17 protein-coding genes are annotated in these 21,092 nt (G+C 66.3%); 6 read left to right on the top strand and 11 right to left on the bottom strand.

Annotated elements, in window-relative coordinates:
* Positions 1–30: 30 nt before the first annotated feature.
* Both ACIRA7_RS02250 and ACIRA7_RS02245 read right to left on the bottom strand, forming a co-directional pair.
* Entirely contained in the window at positions 31–1,200 is a 1,170-nt protein-coding gene (locus ACIRA7_RS02250) for a trans-sulfuration enzyme family protein (RefSeq protein ID WP_396219168.1), read from the bottom strand.
* 211 nt (positions 1,201–1,411) lie between these two features.
* Positions 1,412–2,242, bottom strand: coding sequence for a hypothetical protein (locus ACIRA7_RS02245; RefSeq protein ID WP_396219167.1), 831 nt, complete (start codon positions 2,240–2,242; stop codon positions 1,412–1,414).
* A 188-nt stretch (positions 2,243–2,430) separates the two neighbouring features.
* On the opposite strand from ACIRA7_RS02245, the gene glmM reads away from it, so the two are divergent.
* The 3 genes from glmM to ACIRA7_RS02230 all read left to right on the top strand — a co-directional run bounded on the left by glmM (position 2,431) and on the right by ACIRA7_RS02230 (position 7,362).
* Positions 2,431–3,801: a phosphoglucosamine mutase gene (glmM, locus tag ACIRA7_RS02240; protein ID WP_396219166.1), complete on the top strand. Its 1,371-nt coding sequence runs from the start codon at positions 2,431–2,433 to the stop codon at positions 3,799–3,801.
* Between the two features lie 13 nt (positions 3,802–3,814).
* Positions 3,815–5,641 carry a glutamine--fructose-6-phosphate transaminase (isomerizing) gene (gene glmS, locus ACIRA7_RS02235; RefSeq protein ID WP_396219165.1) on the top strand — a complete coding sequence of 609 codons (1,827 nt, stop codon included), beginning with the start codon at positions 3,815–3,817 and terminating at the stop codon, positions 5,639–5,641.
* 104 nt (positions 5,642–5,745) lie between these two features.
* Positions 5,746–7,362 carry a peptide chain release factor 3 gene (locus ACIRA7_RS02230; protein WP_396219164.1) on the top strand — a complete coding sequence of 539 codons (1,617 nt, stop codon included), beginning with the start codon at positions 5,746–5,748 and terminating at the stop codon, positions 7,360–7,362.
* Between the two features lie 48 nt (positions 7,363–7,410).
* Here the strand turns inward: ACIRA7_RS02230 and ACIRA7_RS02225 are convergent, their stop codons facing one another.
* Positions 7,411–8,922: a hypothetical protein gene (locus ACIRA7_RS02225; RefSeq protein ID WP_396219163.1), complete on the bottom strand. Its 1,512-nt coding sequence runs from the start codon at positions 8,920–8,922 to the stop codon at positions 7,411–7,413.
* 140 nt (positions 8,923–9,062) lie between these two features.
* Between ACIRA7_RS02225 and dtd the strand changes: the two genes are divergently transcribed.
* Positions 9,063–9,545 carry a D-aminoacyl-tRNA deacylase gene (dtd, locus tag ACIRA7_RS02220; protein ID WP_396219162.1) on the top strand — a complete coding sequence of 161 codons (483 nt, stop codon included), beginning with the start codon at positions 9,063–9,065 and terminating at the stop codon, positions 9,543–9,545.
* 199 nt (positions 9,546–9,744) lie between these two features.
* On the opposite strand, the gene ACIRA7_RS02215 is transcribed toward dtd, so the two are convergent.
* Positions 9,745–10,929 (bottom strand): trans-sulfuration enzyme family protein, encoded by a 1,185-nt coding sequence (locus ACIRA7_RS02215; protein WP_396219161.1) that lies wholly within the window; start codon positions 10,927–10,929, stop codon positions 9,745–9,747.
* 47 nt (positions 10,930–10,976) lie between these two features.
* On the opposite strand from ACIRA7_RS02215, the gene ACIRA7_RS02210 reads away from it, so the two are divergent.
* Complete coding sequence (locus ACIRA7_RS02210; RefSeq protein WP_396219160.1) at positions 10,977–11,621, top strand: Maf family protein; 645 nt, start codon at positions 10,977–10,979, stop codon at positions 11,619–11,621.
* Here ACIRA7_RS02210 and ACIRA7_RS02205 read toward each other — a convergent pair.
* From ACIRA7_RS02205 to ACIRA7_RS02195, 3 genes are read right to left on the bottom strand one after another with little or no spacing between them, the layout of a single operon-like run.
* The gene (locus ACIRA7_RS02205) at positions 11,606–12,664 is read right to left on the bottom strand and encodes a glycosyltransferase family 9 protein (RefSeq protein WP_396219159.1); all 1,059 of its coding nucleotides are present in this window, start codon (positions 12,662–12,664) and stop codon (positions 11,606–11,608) included. The two genes, ACIRA7_RS02210 and ACIRA7_RS02205, sit on opposite strands and share 16 nt — an antisense overlap.
* Before the next feature lies 1 nt (position 12,665).
* Complete coding sequence (locus ACIRA7_RS02200) at positions 12,666–13,442, bottom strand: lipopolysaccharide kinase InaA family protein (RefSeq protein WP_396219158.1); 777 nt, start codon at positions 13,440–13,442, stop codon at positions 12,666–12,668.
* 40 nt (positions 13,443–13,482) lie between these two features.
* Positions 13,483–14,988 (bottom strand): anthranilate synthase component I family protein, encoded by a 1,506-nt coding sequence (locus ACIRA7_RS02195; protein ID WP_396219157.1) that lies wholly within the window; start codon positions 14,986–14,988, stop codon positions 13,483–13,485.
* A gap of 57 nt (positions 14,989–15,045) precedes the next feature.
* Between ACIRA7_RS02195 and ACIRA7_RS02190 the strand changes: the two genes are divergently transcribed.
* Positions 15,046–15,570 (top strand): NUDIX domain-containing protein, encoded by a 525-nt coding sequence (locus ACIRA7_RS02190; RefSeq protein ID WP_396219156.1) that lies wholly within the window; start codon positions 15,046–15,048, stop codon positions 15,568–15,570.
* A gap of 13 nt (positions 15,571–15,583) precedes the next feature.
* Here ACIRA7_RS02190 and ACIRA7_RS02185 read toward each other — a convergent pair whose 3' ends face one another.
* From ACIRA7_RS02185 to clpX, 4 genes are read right to left on the bottom strand one after another with little or no spacing between them, the layout of a single operon-like run.
* Positions 15,584–16,273 (bottom strand): hypothetical protein, encoded by a 690-nt coding sequence (locus tag ACIRA7_RS02185; RefSeq protein ID WP_396219155.1) that lies wholly within the window; start codon positions 16,271–16,273, stop codon positions 15,584–15,586.
* Position 16,274: 1 nt separating this feature from the next.
* Positions 16,275–17,018 (bottom strand): ribosome biogenesis GTP-binding protein YihA/YsxC, encoded by a 744-nt coding sequence (gene yihA, locus ACIRA7_RS02180; protein ID WP_396219154.1) that lies wholly within the window; start codon positions 17,016–17,018, stop codon positions 16,275–16,277.
* Positions 17,015–19,375: an endopeptidase La gene (gene lon / locus ACIRA7_RS02175; protein ID WP_396219212.1), complete on the bottom strand. Its 2,361-nt coding sequence runs from the start codon at positions 19,373–19,375 to the stop codon at positions 17,015–17,017. Before lon ends, yihA begins: the two co-directional genes overlap by 4 nt.
* 35 nt (positions 19,376–19,410) lie before the next feature.
* The gene (clpX, locus tag ACIRA7_RS02170) at positions 19,411–20,673 is read right to left on the bottom strand and encodes an ATP-dependent Clp protease ATP-binding subunit ClpX (RefSeq protein ID WP_396219153.1); all 1,263 of its coding nucleotides are present in this window, start codon (positions 20,671–20,673) and stop codon (positions 19,411–19,413) included.
* Positions 20,674–21,092 lie beyond the last annotated feature (419 nt).

Below are 21,092 nucleotides of genomic sequence, written 5' to 3'. Positions count from 1 at the left end.
AGTGTGGGACGAATCCCGGTCAGATCATTGTCAGAGCCCTTCCAGCGCCCCGTCGAGATCGGCGATCAGATCCTCGGCGTCTTCGATACCGCAGGACAGGCGGACCATGCCGTCGTTCAGCCCCATCGCCATTTTGATCTCGGCCGGGACCGAGCCGTGGGTCATGCTGAACGGATGATTGGTGAGGCTTTCCACGCCGCCCAGCGACTCGGCCAGCGAGAATACCCGAACCCGCTCGAGGAATTTCCGAGCGTTGTCGATGGTCTTGAGGTCGAGCGTCATCATGCCGCCGAAGCCGCTCATCTGTCGCTTGGCCAGCTCGTGGTGCGGGTGGTGCGCGAGACCCGGATAGATCACCCGGTCTTCTCCGAGGCGCTCCAGTAACCAGGCCCCCACGGCACGGCCGTTGAGGTCATGCTGCTTCATGCGAAGCGGCAGGGTTTTCGTGCCCCGCAGTGCCAGCCAGGCATCGAACGGGCCGGGGACGGCGCCGGCTGCGTTCAGGATGAACTGGAGCCGATCGGCCAACTCATCCTCAAGTACGACCGCGAGGCCGCCGATCATATCGGAGTGACCGTTGATGTACTTCGTGGTCGAGTGCCAGACGATGTCGGCGCCCAACTCCAACGGCCGCTGGAAGATCGGGGTCGCGAAAGTGTTGTCCACGATCAGCAGTGCCCCATGTCGCTTGGCGATGTCGCTCATGGCGGCCAAGTCGGTGAGTCGCATGAGGGGGTTCGTCGGCGTCTCCACGAGCAGTGCGCGCGTGGACGGCGTCATCGCGTCTGCCACCCGCTGCGGATCATCCGTATCCACATACGTGAACGACAATCCAAAATGAGACAGGATTCGATCGAACAACCGGAACGTGCCGCCGTACACGTTCTCGCCGCACACGATGTGATCACCGGCGCGGAACAGCTTCATGATCGAGTCGAGGCAACCCATACCGCTGCCGAACGCGAACCCGTGTCGGCCGCCCTCAAGCGTCGCGACGTTCCGTTCAAGCGCCTGTCGGGTGGGATTCTTCCCCCGGGCGTATTCATAGCCCTTGTTGACGCCGATGCTTTCCTGCACGTAGGTAGACGTGAGGTAGAGCGGCGTCATGATGGCACCCGACACGGGGTCGGGGCGCTGGCCGGCATGGATGGCGCGAGTGGCCATGCCACCCGCGAGGTCGTCGTCGAAAATGCGCGTCATGGGCTCCGTGTGGTCCGAGGCGGTCGAGCGGAGGAAGCTACTGCCGGCACGGAGCGCCTGCGAGTTGCCCTGCGGCCATTTCGTCGTGAGGGGAACCCCCGACCCACGGTGCGGCAGCCGCCGGCCGTCGTCTGGCCCGTGTGGCCGCGCGATCCCAAGCCCGCCGCCTGATTCACTGCGCCGACTCCGTGCGCAGCACCGCGAGGAGCGCTTAGCGTTCGTCGCGGTATAGCAGGCCGTCGCGGAGCGCCGGAACACCCTGTGCAACGCGAGCGGCGGTTACTCGGACACCGGACGCCGTGTGCCAGCGGCCGGCCAGCATCGAGACGTCGTGTTGCGCTATCGCCGTCGCGATGTCGATCTCGCCGCCCGGTGTGAGGAAGGAGACCCGTGCGCCTGCCAGGAGAGGCGCCGCCAGGCAGACCGCCAGTGCCTCCGGATCACCCCACGACAGCAGCGAGAGCAGGTGGTCTTCCGACGTGAGCCGCAGCTCCGCCACGGCGGACCGGCCTGCGGCCAACAGCTCGCGATGCGTGCGGGCGCTTCGCACTCCCGACGCGCTGTAGCACACAATGCACTCCTCGTCGCGTCCCTCGGTCTCCGGGTCGCCTTCGAGCGCGAGCCCGTGGTGCGATCCCAGATCGACGTCCATCGTGCGTGCCGGTGTGATCACGCGCGCCCGCCGCGGTGCGTCGTCCAGCAGCACCACCGGCAACCCGTCGGGAAGCAACGGCATGAGCGCCTCGAGGGTGAACACGGCACCCACCTCGGCGTCGGCCAGCTGCCAGGCAATCGTTTCGGGCGACGCCTGCTCATCGAGGAGCAATGCTCCGCGGCCATCCGAGGCGGCGAGCGCCACGAGAAAGGCGGGTCCGCTCGGCAGCAGCAGCGCGGATCGCCGGCCGGCCAACGCGCGTACCAGCGGGGCCGATCGCTGCAGGAGCGTGAGGCCAGCGGCGGTCAGCGGCGCCGCCGCGAAGGCGCCGAGTCGGCCCCCCGCGGCGGCCATGGCGAGCGGGAGCAGGGCAAGTGGGTCGGACATGTGCGAACAGACTAGTACAGCGTACCGGCGCGTGCCACCGTGGTAACGGGAGACGGCCCTGAATCGTCTGGGAACGTGGCCACCTCACGTAACGAATGCGTCGTCCCTGTGACGGTGTTTGGTCGCGGGCAGCGTGGCGCCTAGCTTTCCGTATTACCCGAAAACACGCCGATTTACCGAGGAATGGGATGGATTTCGAAGGGCTGATGGTGAGTGTGTCTGGTGTGCGCGGACGTGTCGGATATGGGCTGACGCCGGAAGTCGTGGCCACCTTCGCCGCGGCGTTCGGTGCGTGGGCGGCACGGCACGGCGGCCGGACGATCGTTGTGGGACGTGACAGTCGGGTCTCCGGACCCATGTTCACGCGGATCGTGCATGGCGCGCTTGAGTCGGTCGGCTGCACCGTGATCGACATCGGCATGGCTCCTACCCCCACCATTCAGCTGGCCGTTGAGTACCATCACGCGGCCGGTGGCCTTGGCATTACGGCCAGCCACAATCCCATCGAGTGGAACGCGCTCAAGTTCATCGGTCCGTCGGGGCTGTTCCTGTCCGCCGACGAAGGCGCCGAAATGCGCGCGCTGATGGACAGCGGGATTCCGCGCGCCACCTGGGACGCCTTGGGCGAGATCGTGCATGACACCGAGGCGGTGCAGCGCCATATCGACCAAGTGTTGGCGCTCCCGTACCTCGATGTCGAAGGCATTCGGGCCCGACGCTTCCGCGTGGCGCTCGACTGCTGTCGTGGCGCCGGCGGCGTGATCATGCCGCAACTGCTCACGGAGCTGGGCTGTGAGGTATACGCCATCAACATGGAAGCCGATGGGCAGTTTCATCGTCCGCCGGAGCCGGTCGCCGAAAACCTCGGCGAGTTGGCGGCGCTGGTGAAGGCCACCGACGCCGACATCGGCTTCGCGACGGATCCCGACGTGGATCGCCTCGCGCTCGTCCTCGACAACGGTATTGCGCCGGGCGAGGACTACACGCTGGCGCTGGCCGCCCGCACCGTGCTGCGGCACCGGCCGGGCCCGGTGGTGACGAATCTCTCGACGAGCAAAGTGGTGGCCGATGTGGCTGCCGATGCCGGCGTGCCGTTTCACTTCGCCAAGGTGGGTGAGGTGAACGTCGCCATGACCATGCGCGACCTGGGCGCGACGATCGGTGGCGAGGGCAATGGCGGCGTCATCCTTCCGGAAATGCACTTGGGACGCGACGCGCCGGTCGGCGCCGCGCTGTTGTTGCAGTTGATGCTGGAAGAGGGTCGGCCGCTGTCGGCGCTGATCGCCGAACGACCGAAGTATGTGATCGTGAAGGACAAGCTGGATCGTCCGGCCGCGCCGCTCGATGCCGTGTACGTCGCGCTGCGCGCGGCCTTCCCGGATGCCGTGGCCGATACGCAGGACGGACTCCGGCTGGACTGGCCCGACCGGTGGGTGCACCTGCGCCCGTCGGGCACCGAACCCATTGTGCGCGTGATCGCCGAAGGACCCACCGAGCTGGACGCGCGCACCTTGATCATGCAGGCCCGGGCGCCGCTGTCGGCGCTGGGATCACTCTAGACCTCGAACAACCATGTGCGGAATCGTCGGCTACGTTGGTAACCGGATCGCCCCTCCCCTGCTGCTCGAAGGGCTGAAGCGGCTCGAATACCGTGGGTACGACTCGGCGGGCGTGGCCATCATGAACGGCACGGGCGTAGAAACGCGTCGGGCCGCCGGCAAGATCTCCCGGCTCGAGGCCGTCATCGCCAGCGATCCGCCGCAGGGTACCATGGGTATCGCGCATACCCGATGGGCCACACACGGACCGCCCACAGAGCGGAATGCGCACCCGCATGCCAGCCAGAACGGCAAGATCGCGGTGGTGCACAACGGCATCATCGAGAATGCCACCGCCCTCAAGGCGGGGCTGGAAGCGCGCGGTTACGTCTTCCAATCGGACACCGACACCGAAGTGCTCGCCCACCTCATCGAGGTGGCCTACGCCGGGAATCTCGAAGCGGCGGTGATCGAAGCGCTGCGCCAGTGCGACGGCACGTACGGCCTCGCGGCCATTACGAGCGACGAGAAAGACAAGATCGTGGCCGCCCGCAAAGGCAGTCCGCTGCTGATCGGCATCGGCGATGGCGAGTACTTCGTGGCCTCCGACGCGTCGGCAATCCTGGCCCACACGCGCAACGTGGTCTATCTCGATGACGGTGATATCGCCGTCGTGACGCGCGATGGCTACAAGGTGCTCGACCTCGACTCGGCCATTCGCGACAAGCCGGTCACGCGCATTGATTGGGACCTGCAGCAGATCGAGCGCGGCGGCTATCCGCATTTCATGCTGAAGGAGATCTTCGAGCAGCCGACCACGGTGGAGAACACCATGCGGGGCCGCCTCATTCTCGAGGAAGGCTTCTCCAAGCTCGGTGGTCTGAACATCTCGAAAGAAGACCTGCTCAATATCGACAACATCATCATCACCGCCTGCGGTACGAGCTGGCACTCGGCGCTCATCGGCGAAATGATGATCGAAGAGTTGTGCCGCATTCCCGTGGAAGTCGAGTACGCCTCGGAGTTCCGCTATCGCAATCCGATCGTCACGCCTGCCACGCTCTGCATCGTGATCTCGCAGTCGGGTGAAACGGCCGACACGCTTGCTGCCATGCGCGAAGCCAAGCGGCGGGGTGCCCGTACCCTCGGACTGGTGAATGTGGTCGGCTCCACGATCGCGCGTGAGGACGACGGTGGGATCTACCTGCACGCCGGCCCCGAGATCGGCGTCGCTTCGACCAAGGCGTTCACCAGCCAGGTGGTGGCGCTGGCGCTGTTCACGCTCAAGCTCGCGCGCCTCAAGAATCTCAGCGTGGCGCGCGGTCGCGAGATCGCGCAGGCGCTGGCCAACCTGCCGGCGCAGATTCAGTCGATTCTGGACCGTGCGCCCGAAATCGAAGAACTCGCGGAAGAGTTCAAGCGCGCGTCGAATTTCCTGTATCTCGGCCGTGGCTACAACTTCCCGGCGGCACTCGAAGGCGCGCTCAAGCTCAAGGAAATCTCGTACATCCACGCCGAAGGCTATCCGGCCGCGGAGATGAAGCACGGTCCCATCGCCCTCATCGACGAGATGATGCCGGTGGTGTGCATTGCCCCGCACGATGCCGTGTTCGACAAGATCACGTCGAACATTCAGGAGGTGAAGGCGCGCAAGGGCAAGATCATCGCGATCACCACGCGCGACGAGCCCTCGCTGGCCGGCAAGCTCGATTACGAGTTCCGGATCCCCGAAACGGTAGACCTGCTCACGCCGATTCTCGCGAGCGTGCCGTTGCAACTGCTGGCGTACTACATCGCGGTCAAGCGCGGATGCAACGTGGACCAGCCGCGTAACCTCGCCAAGTCGGTGACGGTGGAGTAGGCACCAGCCGCCGTCCCGGCCGGACGCACGCGGTTCGCACCAACAATCATGGTGCGGACCGCGTGGCCGTTTCGGATCCCCCAGGGGAGCGCTTAGCTTTCGGGATGACTGACGCTGTCTCCCCCGAAATCGCCGCCGAACGCCTCGCGCACGAAATCGCCCGTCGCCGGACGTTTGCGATCATTTCGCACCCTGACGCCGGCAAGACCACGCTGACGGAAAAGCTGCTCCTGTACGGTGGCGCCATCCACCTGGCCGGCTCGGTGAAGGCGCGGCGTGCCACGCGGCACGCCACCTCCGACTGGATGAAGCTGGAGCAGGAACGCGGCATCTCGGTGACCAGCTCCGTGCTCCAGTTCGAGTACCTAGGGTATCAGCTCAATCTGCTCGATACGCCGGGACACGAAGACTTCTCGGAAGACACCTATCGTACGTTGGTGGCGGCCGACTGTGCCATCATGCTGCTCGACAACCGCCGCGGCGTGGAAGAGCGCACGCGGCAGCTGTTCGAGGTGTGCAAGCGGCGGCGCACGCCGATCTTCACGCTCGTGAACAAGTGCGACCGGCACGGTGAGGACCCGCTCAAGCTCATTCAGGATGTCGAGGCCGATCTCGGCATCGACTGCTTCGCGGCCACGTGGCCGGTGTTCGACAACGATGTCTTCGTGGGCGTGTACGATCGCCTCAAGCGCGAAGTGCACTTGTTCGAGCGCAGCGGCGACCGCGGTGCAACGCGGGCCGACGACACCATCGTAAGCATCGACGACGTGGCGCTGATCGAAGCGATGGGAGAGAGCGCCTTCGATCGCCTGATGACCGATATCGACCTGCTCGACGCCGCTGGACACACCTACGATCACGACCGGGTGATCGATGGGTCGCTCACACCCGTGTTCTTTGGGTCCGCCCTCACGAACTTCGGCATCGAGCCCTTCCTGCGCGAGTTTCTCGAACTGGCGCCCGCGCCGGGCCCGCGTGAAACGAACGCCGGCAACGTGGATCCGGAGAGCACGGAGTTCACCGGCTTCGTGTTCAAGATCCAGGCGAACATGGATCCGAAGCACCGCGATCGTGTGGCGTTCGTGCGAATCGTGTCCGGCCACTTCGAAGCGAACATGCAAGTGCTGCATCAGCGTAGTGGAAAACCGATCCGCCTGGCGGCGCCACAGCAGTTCATGGCGCGCGATCGCGTCAGCATCGAAGAAGCGTGGCCCGGTGACGTGATCGGCATCATGGACCGCGGTAACCTGCGCATCGGCGACACGCTGGGCGGTGACGGGAAGCTGGAGTTTCAGGGCATCCCGCGCTTTCCCCCCGAGCACTTTGCCCGCGCCATTCCCGCCGATCCGCTCAAGCGGAAGCAGTTCGACAGCGGGCTGCGGCAGCTCACCGAAGAAGGGGCGGCGCAGGTGTTCTTCGCCGAAACCTCGGCGGGCTCACAGCCCATCGTGGGCGCGGTCGGCCAGCTGCAATTCGATGTCATGGCATTCCGTCTCGAGCATGAATACGCGGCGCCGTGCAAGTTCGAGAAGATGACCTATCGCTGGCCTCGCTGGATTACGGGACCGAAGGCCGATGTGGAGCGCGTGGCCACGGGGCAGGGGCGCCTCAAGCTGTTCGACCACAAGGGCCATGTGGTCGTGCTCTTCTCCGATGCGTGGGCCCTCCGACGTGCCTTGCAGCACGAGACCAGCGTGGTCTTCCACGAAACGGCCCCCTGACGAAGAAGGCCCACCGTGTGAACACGCGGTGGGCCTCCTCGTCTGTGGCTACTCCACTTCGTCCGCTGGTGGTGTTGGCGCCGGCGGCGCGACGATCTCGATCTGTCGACCGGCGTGGCCGATCACGAATCCGCCGTCTTCCGACGACGTGAAGTAGATCCGCAGACACGTGAGCGGATTCGCCCCCTTCCGCAGCTGGTCGGCGCACTCGACCTCGCGCTCGCCATCGCGGAAGATGTACGGCGTCTTACGGCTGCCATCGGCGGGGCCGGCGGAGAAATCGACACCGAGATCGGTGAAGACGTCGCCGAGTGGACGGCCGAGGGCGCGGTCCTGGCGACGACGGCCGACTTCGCCGAGCGCCTTCAGGTACGACCACGCCGTATCAGGGTCGGGGAACGAAGATTCGCGGGCCGAGGTGAAGGCCGACGGTAGCAGGCGAAGCGCATCCGAATACAGTGCCTGCGCGCGTTCGACGGCTTCGAGCACCGACTGCGGGGCATCGCTGGCCGGCTTGGAGATCGGCTGGCGTTCCTTGTGGGCAGCCAGCGTCGTTCGGAGGGCGCGGGCCGTAGCGCGCTCGGCTTCGAGCAGTGCGCGTGCTTCCACGAGACGCTCGCGCGTGCGGGACAGCTCGCCCTCCGCGGCGCGGACGGCATCCTCGTACTGCCGGACCAGCGAGATCAGCTGACCCTTGTCCATTTCCACTCCGGACTCGGCCGCCGCGAGGGCCTCCGTGGCATCCGGGCGCTTGCCGTAGGCCGCCGCCCGCTGATCGCGGAGCGTTTCCACGATGGCCGGGTCGGAGAACGGACGCTGCACGGAGACTTCGGCCAGTCGCTGCACCAACCGGCGACGTTCCCCGGGAAGGGCGAGCGCACGCGCCAGCACGAGCGGATGCTGGAACGGATCGGACTCGAGGGTGAAGCCGGGCAGATACGCGCGGGCCGAGCCGAGGAACACGCTGCGCGCGTGACCGCCCACGGCATCGGACAGGGCAAACGTGTCGGAGTGCCGCAGCATGAAGTAGAGGCCCAAGCCGAACATCTCCGCCGCGAACTGCTCTGGCGGTAGCACGTAGCCGCCGTCGGGCAGTTCAGTGAGGAGCAGCACCGGCATGGTGCGGGCCGGATCGCAGAGCACGAACCGCACGAAGGCATCGAGCGTGCCGGCTTCCAGCTGTGTCGGGACCCGCTGAAGCGGGCCGTCGTTTGAGACCAGCGTGAATTGCGTGTCGAGTTCCGCGAGCAGGCGCGGGGGGCGGACTGGCGGGGGCGAGCCATTGCTGAGGCCGCCCTCGGTGCCGACACGGAGGTTGACCTGACGGTGAACCGCGCCGCTCGGGCTCGTGGTCACCACATACGTCACGTGCGTGGACCACTGCAGCGAGCGATCCAGTGGATCGGGCGCGTGCACTACAATGTCGGCCAGCGCCGTTCCGCCGTTGCGGTACGGAGCCCACCGGAGAATCCGGCCACCATCAAGCGTATGATTGGAGGGCGTGTCCCAGCCCAACTGCTGGCCCTGATCAAGCCCAAGCCACGCAACGCACGCGGCCAAGAAGGCCGCGTCGGCGTCTGATGCGGCCGAGCGCGGAGTTATATCAAAGTGTAGGGCAAGTCGTGGTTGCACGGTCGTCATGATTGACATTTTTCTTGGGCACTTCCGAGAATCGGAGTGCGGTGCCAAACTGTCGCGCTATGAGAGTCTTACTGCAGCGCGTCAGCCGGGCCGAGGTACGCATCCTTCCGACAGATCTCGCCGCGGAATCGAGAACGGCCGGTCGTATCGAAGCGGGTTATCTGCTCCTAGTTGGGTTCACGCACGCGGACACCGATGCGGAACTCCGCTGGATGGCCAACAAAATCGTCAGCCTTCGCCTGTTTGCCGACACCGACGGCAAGCTCAATCACGATCTGGCCGAGAGCGCCGGCGCGCTCCTCGTCGTCTCGCAGTTTACGCTGTACGCCGATGTCAGCAAGGGGAAACGTCCAAGCTTCGTGGATGCTGCCCGCCCGGAAACCGCTATCCCGCTATATAACCAATTCGTGATGCTTTTGCGCGAGCACCACCACACGGTCCACACCGGGGAGTTCGGCGCCAACATGCACGTCGAGCTGATAAATGACGGTCCCGTCACAATCTGGCTCGAACGCGAACCGACGGTCTCCGGCACTCGCTGACGCGCACGGCAACGCTTCGTGGCGTCCACGACGCGGAGCGGCAGCAGACGCGACCTTTCCGTGAATACCGTGACGAGCACGATGGTGCGGCGATATCCGCGGATCGCCGTGCCGCTGCTGTCACGGACACGGCACAGCAGTTCACTTCGTGGCACGGTGTGCCGGTGGAATCACGCCCGGATCGAGCGCAGAGACGAACTCAGCGACTCGCGGCGGTGAGTGCCTGTTCAAGGTCTGCGGTGATATCGGCGATGTGCTCGAGACCGACGCTTACGCGAATGAGACCATCGGAAATGCCGACGGCGGCACGCTCGGCTGCCGTGAGCTTCGAGTGCGTGGTCGAGGCCGGATGGGTCACGATGGTGCGCGTATCGCCAAGGTTCGCGGAATGCGAGACCATCTGCACGGCATCAAGGAACCGCCGTCCGGCCTCGAGACCGCCCAGCAGTTCCAACACGACGATGCCGCCACCCTGCGACATCTGCGCACGCGCCAGATCGTGTTGCGGATGCGACGGCAAGAAGGGATAGCGAACCGCCGACAACGCCGGGTGCCCCTCGAAATGCTGCGCGAGCGCGAGCGCCGTGGAACAGTGACGATCCATGCGCACCGCCAGCGTTTCCAACGACTTCGACAGGAGCCACGCATTGAACGCGCTCATCGCCGGACCAGTATGCCGTGCGAAGAAGCGACAGTCGACGATGTACGAGGCGTCGCCGACAATGGCCCCACCAAGCGCACGCCCCTGGCCGTCCATGTACTTGGTGGCGGAATGGATCACCACGTTCGCGCCAAGCGCGAGCGGCCGCTGTAGGTAGGGCGTGGCGAAACAGTTGTCGACCACGAGTGGAATACCGCGGGCGGCCGCGAAGTCGCCAAGCCAACGCAGATCGATCAATTCGAGCCCGGGGTTCGAAGGGGTCTCGATGAAGATCAACTTCGTCGTGGGACGCACCAGCCGCTCCCACGAGGTCGGATCGGCCGCATCGGCATAGTCCGACGAGACGCCCCACTTGGGCAGGACGCGCGTGAAGAGCTGATGGGTCGACCCGAAGAGCGCACGCGACGCCAGCACGTGATCGCCTGACGACACCCGGGCGGCGATCGCCGTGAACACCGCCGACATGCCGGAGGCGGTGGCGATCCCATCCTCACCGCCCTCAAGCAAACAGAGCTTGCGTACGAACTCGTCGGTGTTCGGATTGGCGTACCGGCTGTAGATGTTGCCCGGCACGTCCTCGGCGAACAGCGCGCGCGCATGTTCGGCGTCGTCGAAACGGAAGCTGGACGTCAGGTACAGCGGCACGGAATGCTCACGCTCGGCGGAGCGGGGCACCTGCGTGCGGATGGCACGCGTCTCGAAATGGGTCGATTCGTCGGACATGCGTGACTGGGATGCGAGAGGAAATGTCGTCGCCTAAACTTAGTCGCATGGCCGACTCCACTCCTCCCTCGACTGCTCCGGGAACCCGTCCCCGAGTTATCCTCGCGTCCCAGTCGCCGCGTCGGCGCGAACTGCTGGCGCTGATCGGGATCCCTCATGAGGTGCGTCCGGCCGATGTGGACGAATCGGTGCACCCCGACGAGGCGCCAGTCCCGCACTGCGAACGCCTCGCCCGGGAGAAAGCGCACACACTGGCGGTGCAGTATCCGGACGCGGTCGTGATCGGCTCGGATACCATCGTGGTGATCGATGGCGATATTCTGGGCAAGCCCGGCGACCGGGCAGAGGCGATCGCGATGGTCACGCGCCTGAGTGGTCGCACCCACACCGTGTTCACCGCGGTGGCCGTCGCGCACGGCGGAGTGACATGCTCGGGTGTGGAGTCGGTCTCGGTCACCTTCCGCACGCTCGACGCCGCGCAGATCGCCGCCTACGTGGACACCGGCGAACCGATGGACAAGGCCGGCGCCTACGGCATTCAGGGGTTTGGCGCGACCAACGTGGAGCGCATCGACGGTGACTACTTCGCGGTGATGGGGCTGCCTCTCGGGCGCATGGTCGCGCTACTTCGCGAACTGGGATTCGCGTACGCGTACGGCCCGCTCACGACGGCCGCTCAGGGCGCGCGATAGCGCTCCTGCCAGCGCGTCAGCATCGCGCGAACGTCGTCCACCGTGATCCGGGCCATCCGGTGCTCGCGATAGGTCATGTCGACGGGATACTCCTCGCCGGGATCGCCGTAGGCATCGATCATCAGGTCGCGTGAAAAGTCGTACGGGCCGACGCGCTTCGGGTTGGTATACCCCAACAGCGAGATCACGGGGGTGCGCAGCGCGATGGCCAGATGCAACGGGCCGGTGTCTGGGGAGAGCGCGACGGCCGCCCCGTCGAGAATCGCCGCGAGGCGGCGCAGGCCGCTGCCAAGGGCCGAGTGTGCCATCGGTGCATCGCGCAGGATGATCGCTTCGGCGGCCACTTCGCGCGGTGAACGTCCGCCGACGAGTACCGGCTGCAGCCCGAAGTCGTTCCACAGGATATGGCAGACCGCCGCCCAACGTTCGGGCATCCAGTCTTTGGCCTCTTTGCTGGTGGCCACCACGATGGGGGCAATGGGGCGATCGAACTGCGCGTGGAAGGTGCGCTGCCACGCCCGCTCTTCGTCGTTCCACGGACCCAACGTCCACTGCGGGGTACCGTGCGGGACATCGAGCGCATCGAGGAATTCGAAGTACTGATCCTGCACGTGCTGGCCCGCGTGCGGCGGAATGCGATGCGTGGTGAAGAGCCAGTTGGCGTCGCGTGCGCGCTCGCGATCGAACCCCAGCTTGACCGGCGCGTGCGTGAAGCCCGTGATGAGGCCGGCCTTGAAGTACACCTGCAGTGCCAACACCACGTCAAACCGACGGGACGCCAGTGCACGCCGGGTTTCCAGAAATCCCCGCCATCCCTTCGCACGATCGAACAGCACGATGTCATCGACCAGGGGATGTCCACGCACCAGCGTGGCCGGTCCGGGCTGCAGCACCCAGGTGATGCGCGATGCCGGCGCGTGGGCCTTGATGGCGTGGATGATCGGCATGACGTGCACGGCGTCGCCCACCGCACTCATCATCACGATACCGACGCGATCGAGTGCGACGCGCGGCAGGGGCGGGGTCGTGCGGGACGCGGTCACGCTAGCGTGCATCGGGAGGGGAGGCGGACATCAGGTCAGCGGCCGCCGCCGTGAACGCCGCGAGGCGCGCATCGGTCACGTTGCAGCCGAAGTGCGTCCGCCACTTGCGGACCGATCGGGTGAGACGCGCGACGTTCGCGCGCATGGTGTCGCTGCGGGAGCGGGCGGTGTTCCAGCGCACCACGTCAACGTCGATGATCAGCGCTTCGATGCCATCAGTTGTGGGGCGCAGCAGAATGTTCTTGACGTTGAGATCGGGATGGAGCACACCGTGCTGGGCCAGCTGGACGAGCAGTCGAAGGGTACAGGCCAAGGCGGTCTCGTCGTCCACGAAGGGGGCGAGTCCGGCCAGCACCATCCCAAGATCCGCCGCGTCCGCGATATAGCGCGTCACGACGTCGACGTGACAGAGCCCGAAGGACGCCGGATAGCGGGCGAAGCCGAGTACGTCGGTGGTGGGTATGCCGGCGGCGCGCAGAGCGGCTGATTGCGCCATCTCCACGGGAGCACGGGTCGGACGGCGAAAGCGGTCGGCCGTGATCGGCGACAGCAGGCCGCCGTGCCAGCCATGGCGCACCACTACCGGGATACCGCAGGACGGGAGCGTGGCGACGTACACCGGTGCGCGACCGCGGAGCGCGCGTGGCTGCGGCTGTTCGGCCGCCCAATCGTACAACGTGTCGTATTCGCGTACGATCTCCGCGAGATCATCGAGGACGGCCGACGTGCCCGTTACATCGGCGGCGCCGACGGCGAGGGTGCGCGGGGCCGGACTCATGTCACCACCCCGGCGGAGACGAGCACGAGCGACACGATGGCTATGACGCGGCGCGCGCGCGGCCGATGGCGGTGAGCAGCGCGCGGGCCTTGTTCTCGGTTTCGGCCCACTCGCTCTCCGGCACCGAATCGTGCACGATGCCGGCACCGGCCTGCACCGATGCGATCCCGCCGGCGACGACGCAGGTGCGGATCGTGATCGCCAGATCCATGCGCGTATCGCCGGCGCCGATGAAGCCGACCGCGCCGGCATAGGCCCCGCGGCGCTCGGGTTCGAGTTCGTCGATGATCTCCATCGCCCGCACTTTCGGCGCCCCGGTCATCGTCCCAGCGGGGAACACCGCCCGGAACGCATCGAGCGCGCTTGAGCCATCGGCCAGTTCGCCGTCTACCTGACTCACGATGTGAAAGACATGCGAGTAGCGCTCGACGGTCATGAGATCGGTGACCCGCACCGTCCCGTAGCGCGCGAGACGGCCCACGTCATTGCGGCCGAGATCGACCAGCATGACATGTTCGGCGCGCTCCTTCTCATCCGCGAGCAATTCGGCCGCGAGCGCCGCATCTTCGTCCGCCGTCATGCCACGTGGCCGTGTGCCGGCGATGGGACGTACCGTGAGACGGCCGTCGGACACGCGCACCAGTAGCTCGGGCGAGCTGCCAACCAGTTCCATGCCGTCGAGCATGAGGTGATACATGTACGGCGACGGATTGAGTGCGCGCAGCGCGCGATAGAGCGTGGTCGTGTCGAAGTCGAGGGGCACCGACATGCGCCGAGCGAGCAACACCTGAAACACGTCGCCCGACAGGATGTACTCCTTGATGCGCCCCACGTCGCGGAGGAAATCCTCGCGGCGATAATTCGACTCGGCGGTGGCCGCCGGCGCCGATTCCTCCAGCGTAAGTGGCGGCAGGACGTCGGGCCCCTGCAACCGGGCGATCATGTCGGCCAGCGTGTGGACGGCCTCGGCGTGCAACGCGTCGAGCGCCTCGTCGGACACACCGGCCGGCACTGGCACCGATACGATCACGCGGGCCTGTCCACGCCAATTGTCGATGACGACCATGGCCTTCGTGAACACGAAGCAGGCGTCGGGATAGGGCAGCGCGCGCGGCGGTGAGTTCGGCAGCGTCTCGATGTGCCGGACCACGTCGTAGGCGAAAAAGCCGACGGCGCCGCTCCACAGGGCTCCCAGCTCCGGGGCCGGCACTGGCGCCATGTCGCGCACGAGATCGCGCAGGTCGGCGATCGGATCGGCCGGTGTGCGCGCGCCATGCCAGCCCCGCACCGCATCCCAGTCCTCGACCACGCCATCACGCAGGCGCCAGGCGCCGCGCGGCTCGGTGCCCAGATACGTATAGCGCGCCCACGACTCGCCGCCGGCGGGCGCTGACTCGAGCAGAAACGCGAACGGGCCACGGCGTAGCTTCGCGAACGCGGCGACGGGCGTGCAGAGGTCGAGCAGGCAGTCGCTCCACACGGGGACGAGTCCACCAGCGGCACGGCACGGTGCAGCCTGAGCGCGGAAATCAGCGAGAGCAGTCATCACGAGGAAGTTCGCCGCCGCGCTCGCTGCAGGGCAAGCGACGCGGTAGCATTGCTCATGACCTCTTCACGTGCCGCACAGCCGGCGGTCCCGACGGCCGACGTCCGAATCTCGGTGGGTGTGGTCGATGTCGTCGTGCTCGCGCCAGCCCCGCACGGGCGCCGCGATCGCTGGCGGGTGTTGACCCTTCGGCGGGCTGTCGGCGTGCGGTGTACGGGCGCCTGGGAGCTCGTGCACGGCCGCATCGAGCCGGGGGAGTTGCCCGCCGACGCCGCGCGGCGTGAGGTCCTCGAGGAGACCGGTCTGGTCGTCCAGCGACTGTACGCGCTCGCCGTCAACCCGTTCTACCTCACGCCGCGCAACACGATCCAGATGGCCGTGGTGTTCGCCGCCGTCGTGGAGCACGCCAGCGTGGTCATGCTGAGCGACGAGCACGACGCCACCGCGTGGCGCACGCCCACGGCGGCCATCACGCAGCTGGCGTGGCCGCGGGAACACGAGGCCGTCCGCTATGCGATCCACCTGTTGCGCGATGGTGACGCCGGCGCCGTGGAAGACGTGCTGCGCATCCCCGACGCCTGACGGACGTCCGGCGTCAGGCTGGCGGTTTCTGAGCGGCGGCGGCGCGCGAACGGACCAGCGACCGCTCGCGCTCGATCCGCTGGATCACGCGATTCCAGTCGGTCACGCTCGGGGTGCTCTCCATGAGCGCGGAAATTGGCTGATTGACGTCGACCTGCCCATCGAAAATGAGCAGCGCCGATTGCACTTCGCGCTGCTTGAGGCGGTACTGACCGAAGCCCGGCGTGATCGGCAACATGTCGAGTGGACGGAAGTCGCGACCGGTGTTGCTGATGATGAACTCCTGCGGCGAGAAGCGTGTTTCGCCTTGCTCCTGCGCAAAGAAGCTCACGTACCAGATCGAATAGCTCGGCAGACGGTTCCGCTCCTTCACGGCCAGCAGCTCCCGGTCCTTGCTGGTCACGAGCTCGCGCAGCGACCGGTACGAATCGGGGGAGAGCAGCCGGATGATCCGCTCATCGAGCGGGATGGCGCGCACCTGCAGGCCGTTCGCCGGCGACACCTTGAGCGCGATATCGTCCTGACGCAGCGTGCCGAACCCGGCGGGAATCCAGTTCGGGTCGAGCGTGTCCGCCGGCGTGCCCGACTGGCCGGCCGGCGGCATGGGAGGCGGTCCCTGCGCGACGATCGTCGAGGTCGAGGCACAGGCGGTGAGCACGCTCACCACGACGGCCATCAGGGGGAGTGTGGGCGCCACCTTCACGTCAGGTGTCCTCGCGCGCAGAGAGGTCGCCGGAGGGCCCGTCTGGCCCATCGTTGGGGGAGTCCTCCAACGGATCCGGAAGCTTCCAGTCGGGAAGCGCCAGCAAGTCGATCAAGGCCGACGCCAGTTCATCGCGACCCTGACCCGTGGTCGCGCTGAACGGCACGATCTGATCGATGTCCAACCCGAGGAACTTGGACAGCGTCTCGAGGCGCGGTGTCACTTCGCGCGTCCGCAGCTTGTCGATCTTGGTGACGGCGAAGATCGTGGGCACACCAAGATCGGCGAGGAAGTCGAGCATCGTCAGGTCGTCCTCGGTAGGATCATGGCGCACATCGAGTAGCTGCACCACGCCGCGCAACACCGGACTGTCCGTCAGATACCCCTCGATCAGCGGACGCCACTCGGCCTTGCGTGCCTTCGAGATCTTCGCATAGCCGTACCCCGGCAGGTCGGCCAGGCAGAAGAGCTTGTTGACGTTGAAGAAGTGGATCTCGCGCGTGCGACCGGGCGTGTTGCTGACGCGCGCGAACGACTTGCGTCGCATGAGCCGGTTCAGCAGCGACGACTTGCCCACGTTGGAGCGGCCGGCGAAGGCGATCTCCGGCAGGTCGGGGTCGGGACGCCATCCTCCCTGCTTGGCCATCGGCCCGAGATACTCGAGGCTCTTGATCACCAACGGGTCGATGCGAGGCACCACCACCGGCGCATCCAGCGCGCCGATCGGCGGCGACGCGTCGCTCACGTGGGGCGCTCCATCTCGGAATCCATCACCATCGCATCACTCACGTCGGGCAGGGGAGAACGCAGGGCCAGCGCGAGCACTTCGTCCATGGTACGCACGGGATGCCACGTGACTTCGTTCCGGACATCGTCGGGTAGCTCTGCCAGATCCTTGGCGTTCCCCTGCGGGACGATCACGTGCGAAATGTGGTGACGGTGCGCCGCCACGCCCTTCTCGCGCACGCCGCCGATGGGCAACACACGCCCACGGAGCGTGATTTCGCCCGTCATGGCGACATCGCCCCGCACCGGGATTCCCGTGAGTGCGCTGGTCAGCGCGGTGGCCAGCGCGATGCCGGCCGACGGTCCGTCCTTCGGCGTGGCGCCGGCGGGCAAGTGCACATGGATGTCGCGCGTGCGATGAAAATCGGCCGGAAGTCCCATCGCATGAGCGCGTGAGCGCACATAGCTGAGTGCGGCCGCCGCCGATTCCTTGATCACATCGCCCAGGGTACCGGTCAGCTGCAGGCGTCCGCGGCCGGGAACGACACTGACTTCGATCTCGAGGAGTTCGCCGCCCACGTGGGTGTAGGCGAGTCCCGACGCCACCCCGACCTGATCGCGCAGGCCGCTCTCCTGCTCATCGTGCGGGGCCGGGCCCAGCATCGACGGCAACTCGTCCTTGGTGATGACCACCGTCGCGTCTGGCGCGAGCGCGCGTCGCGCGAGCTTGCGCGCCAGGCGCGCGATGCGCCGGTCGAGATCGCGCACGCCCGCTTCGCGTGTCCACCCACGGATCAGCGCCGACAGCACGTGCGGGTCGAGCGTGACCTGTTCGGGCGGAATGCCGTGCGCCGACAACTGTCGGGGGAGCAGGAACCGCCGCGCAATCGTGAGCTTCTCCGGCTCGAGATAGCCCGGCAGGCGGATGATCTCCATGCGGTCGCGCAGGGCCTCGGGAATGGAGGCTAACGAATTCGCGGTCGTCAGGAAGAGCACCTGCGACAGATCGTAGTCGACTTCGAGGAAGTGATCGTTGAACGCGTGATGCTGTTCGGGATCGAGGACCTCGAGGAGCGCCGCCGCCGGATCCCCGCGCCAGTCGCTGCCAAGCTTGTCGACTTCGTCGAGCAGAATCACCGGGTTGATCGTTTCCGCGCGACGCATCGCCTGAATGATCCGCCCGGGCAGGGCGCCGATGTACGTCCGTCGGTGTCCGCGAATCTCAGCTTCGTCGCGCACGCCGCCAAGCGCCATCCGCACGAACTTGCGGCCAAGGGCGTGCGCGATGGACTTGCCGAGCGACGTCTTCCCGACGCCTGGCGGGCCCACCAGACAGAGGATCGGGCCGGGCAGATGGCCGACGCGACCGAGCACGGCGATGTAGTCGAGAATGCGTTCCTTGACTTCCTCGAGCCCGTAGTGATCGGCTTCGAGCACCGCGCGGGCGTGGTCGAGATCGATGGTATCGTCGGAACGTACCGTCCACGGCAGGTTGAGCGCCCAGTCGAGCCAGCCGCGCGTCACCGTGGCATCGGGGGACATCGGTGACGCGCGCTTCAGCTTTCGCAGTTCGCGATGCGCCCGCGTCGCCACCATCGGCGGCAAGCCGCGGTCGGCCACCTGCTTGGCGAGCTCGTCGAACTCGTCGCCGTCGTCCTGCCCGAGTTCCTTGTGAATCGCGCGCAGCTGTTCCTGCAGGAAGAATTCGCGCTGATTCTGAAACAGCGACCCGCGCACCTGCTCGTCGAGCTTCTTCTCGAGCTTGAGCAGCTCGAGTTCGCTGCCAAGGATCGTGACGAGTTGCGACGCCAGATCGGCCAGCGCCGGGGCTTCGAGCAGGCGCTGGCGCTGATCGATGGGGACTTGCAGGTGGGCGGCGATGCCGAAGGCAATGCGCGGCTCGTCGTCGAGGGCCTGGAGCAGTCCGACGACTTCTGCCGGCAACCGCCGCTGCAGGCCCGCGTACTCCTCGAACATCGTGAGGGCGTGCCGCAGCGTGGCGTGCGCCTGATCGCGCGGCGGCGCCGGAGTCGTCGCCGAAAGCAACGGCCACGGCGTGACGCGCGCCTCGAGCAGGGCGCTGGTGCGCGACGCGGTATAGCGTTGCACCCGGACCCGCGAGACGGCTTCCACCAGAATCTTGGTGGTGCCACCGGCGAGTCGCGTAACCTGCTGCAAGCGGGCGAGCACCCCGACGCGATGCAGGTCGGACGAGCCGGGTGCATGGACGTCGGCGTCACGCTGCGTCACCAGCAGCAGCTCCTGTGTGCCATCGGTCGCCGCGCGTACGGCAGCGAGCGACCCCTCGCGTCCGATCAGGAGGGGCATGGCGACATGGGGGAACAACACCACGTCGCGAAGTGGAAGGACCGGCAGCCGTTGGCTGCCGGTCCTTGAAGTGCGGGGCGTGCTCAGGCTTCCTTCTTCTGCCGCTTCGGCGCGATTTCGAGGAGCGGTGGACCGCCGTGCAACACGGCGGCTTCCGTGACGCGAACTTCGACCACATCATCCCGGGTGGGCAGGTCGAACATCGTGTCCTGCAACGTTTCTTCGAGGATGGCACGCAGGCCGCGCGCGCCGGTGCCACGCCGCAGTGCCTTGCTGGCCACCGCACGCAGGGCGGACTCCTCGAAGGTGATCTTCACATCCTCGAGCCCAAACAGACGCTGATACTGCTTGGTGAGCGCGTTCTTCGGCTCCTTGAGGATCTGGACCAGCGCGTCTTCGTCGAGCGCTTCGAGCGGCACGCACACCGGCAGGCGTCCGACGAGTTCCGGAATGATGCCGAAGCGGAGCAGGTCATCGGGCTCGACTTCGGCAAACGGCGTTTTTGGCGTGGTCTGCTTGATGGAGACCACCTTCCCGTCGTCCTTCTTGGAGTCGAAGCCGAGCTGGCGACGTCCGGTACGGGCCTCGATGATCTTCTCGAGGCCGTCGAAGGCGCCTCCGCAGATGAACAGGATATCCTTGGTGTTGATCTGGATGTATTCCTGCTGCGGGTGCTTGCGGCCACCCTGTGGCGGCACGCTGGCCACGGTGCCTTCGAGAATCTTGAGGAGCGCCTGTTGCACGCCTTCGCCCGAGACGTCGCGCGTGATGCTGGGGTTCTCCGACTTGCGCGCGATCTTGTCGATTTCGTCGATGTAGACGATCCCGCGCTCGCACTCGGCGACGTTGAAGTCGCCAGCCTGCAACAGCCGCACGAGGATGTTCTCGACATCTTCACCGACGTAGCCCGCTTCGGTGAGCGTGGTCGCATCGGCGATCGTGAAGGGCACATCGAGGATGCGGGCGAGCGTCTGCGCGAGCAGCGTCTTGCCGGTACCGGTCGGGCCGATGAGCAGGATGTTGGACTTGTCGAGCTCGACGTCATCCTCACGCGCATTCCCCGCCGCGTTGATGCGCTTGTAGTGGTTGTACACCGCCACCGCGAGCGCCTTCTTCGCGTTTTCCTGCCCGATCACGTACTGATCGAGGGTGTGCTTGATCTCCCGGGGCGTCGGTACCTGGGTGATCGCTTCGGCGACTTCCCGCTCCTCGTCCTCGGCCAGGATCTCATTGCAGAGCGCGATGCACTCGTTGCAGATATAGACCGACGGGCCCGAAATGAACTTTCGGACGGCGTCCTTGGACTTGCCGCAGAAGGAGCAGCGGAGATGCTTGTCGTGGGACATGTCGGTCCGGACCAGTGGGCAATCGATGACGGCAGGTGGCGAGACAAGCCACCCACCTACATACAGTTAACTCGCTTGGGCACGCAGGGTCAAGCGAAGCGGGCCGTCTTCCGATGGGAAGCCGGGAAATACTCGTCCAATAAGTGTCGGCAGCGAGGGCGAAAAACTGCGCCCGGTTGATGCGGGCGGCAGACGGGCGGAGAATCTTTACGCTGGCGTCGCCGAGAGCCGCGGCGTACCCTAGAGGCTGCCCGGCAGAGGCCGGAACGAGAGGTGGTCCCGCCAACCCTGGCCCGGTTCCCGAGGGAGACGTCGCAGCGCATGTGGCCGTTCAAATCGTTCCTGATCGTGCATGTCACCACCGGCGCCATCGGCTTGGTGCTCTTCTGGATTCCCGTCTTCGGCAAGAAGGGGAGCCA

It is taken from the genome of Gemmatimonas sp., from assembly GCF_044376735.1.
GTDB lineage: Bacteria > Gemmatimonadota > Gemmatimonadetes > Gemmatimonadales > Gemmatimonadaceae > Gemmatimonas.
Note: the sequence above shows the minus strand (reverse complement) of the source record. Positions and strands in the feature narration are given on the sequence as shown.

Coding starts and splice junctions, on each gene's coding strand:
- ACIRA7_RS02250 (WP_396219168.1), bottom strand. CDS start 1,200: ATGACGCGCATTTTCGACGACGACCTCGCGGGTGGCATGGCCACTCGC.
- ACIRA7_RS02245 (WP_396219167.1), bottom strand. CDS start 2,242: ATGTCCGACCCACTTGCCCTGCTCCCGCTCGCCATGGCCGCCGCGGGG.
- glmM (WP_396219166.1), top strand. CDS start 2,431: ATGGATTTCGAAGGGCTGATGGTGAGTGTGTCTGGTGTGCGCGGACGT.
- glmS (WP_396219165.1), top strand. CDS start 3,815: ATGTGCGGAATCGTCGGCTACGTTGGTAACCGGATCGCCCCTCCCCTG.
- ACIRA7_RS02230 (WP_396219164.1), top strand. CDS start 5,746: ATGACTGACGCTGTCTCCCCCGAAATCGCCGCCGAACGCCTCGCGCAC.
- dtd (WP_396219162.1), top strand. CDS start 9,063: ATGAGAGTCTTACTGCAGCGCGTCAGCCGGGCCGAGGTACGCATCCTT.
- ACIRA7_RS02215 (WP_396219161.1), bottom strand. CDS start 10,929: ATGTCCGACGAATCGACCCATTTCGAGACGCGTGCCATCCGCACGCAG.
- ACIRA7_RS02210 (WP_396219160.1), top strand. CDS start 10,977: ATGGCCGACTCCACTCCTCCCTCGACTGCTCCGGGAACCCGTCCCCGA.
- ACIRA7_RS02200 (WP_396219158.1), bottom strand. CDS start 13,442: ATGAGTCCGGCCCCGCGCACCCTCGCCGTCGGCGCCGCCGATGTAACG.
- ACIRA7_RS02195 (WP_396219157.1), bottom strand. CDS start 14,988: ATGACTGCTCTCGCTGATTTCCGCGCTCAGGCTGCACCGTGCCGTGCC.
- ACIRA7_RS02190 (WP_396219156.1), top strand. CDS start 15,046: ATGACCTCTTCACGTGCCGCACAGCCGGCGGTCCCGACGGCCGACGTC.
- clpX (WP_396219153.1), bottom strand. CDS start 20,673: ATGTCCCACGACAAGCATCTCCGCTGCTCCTTCTGCGGCAAGTCCAAG.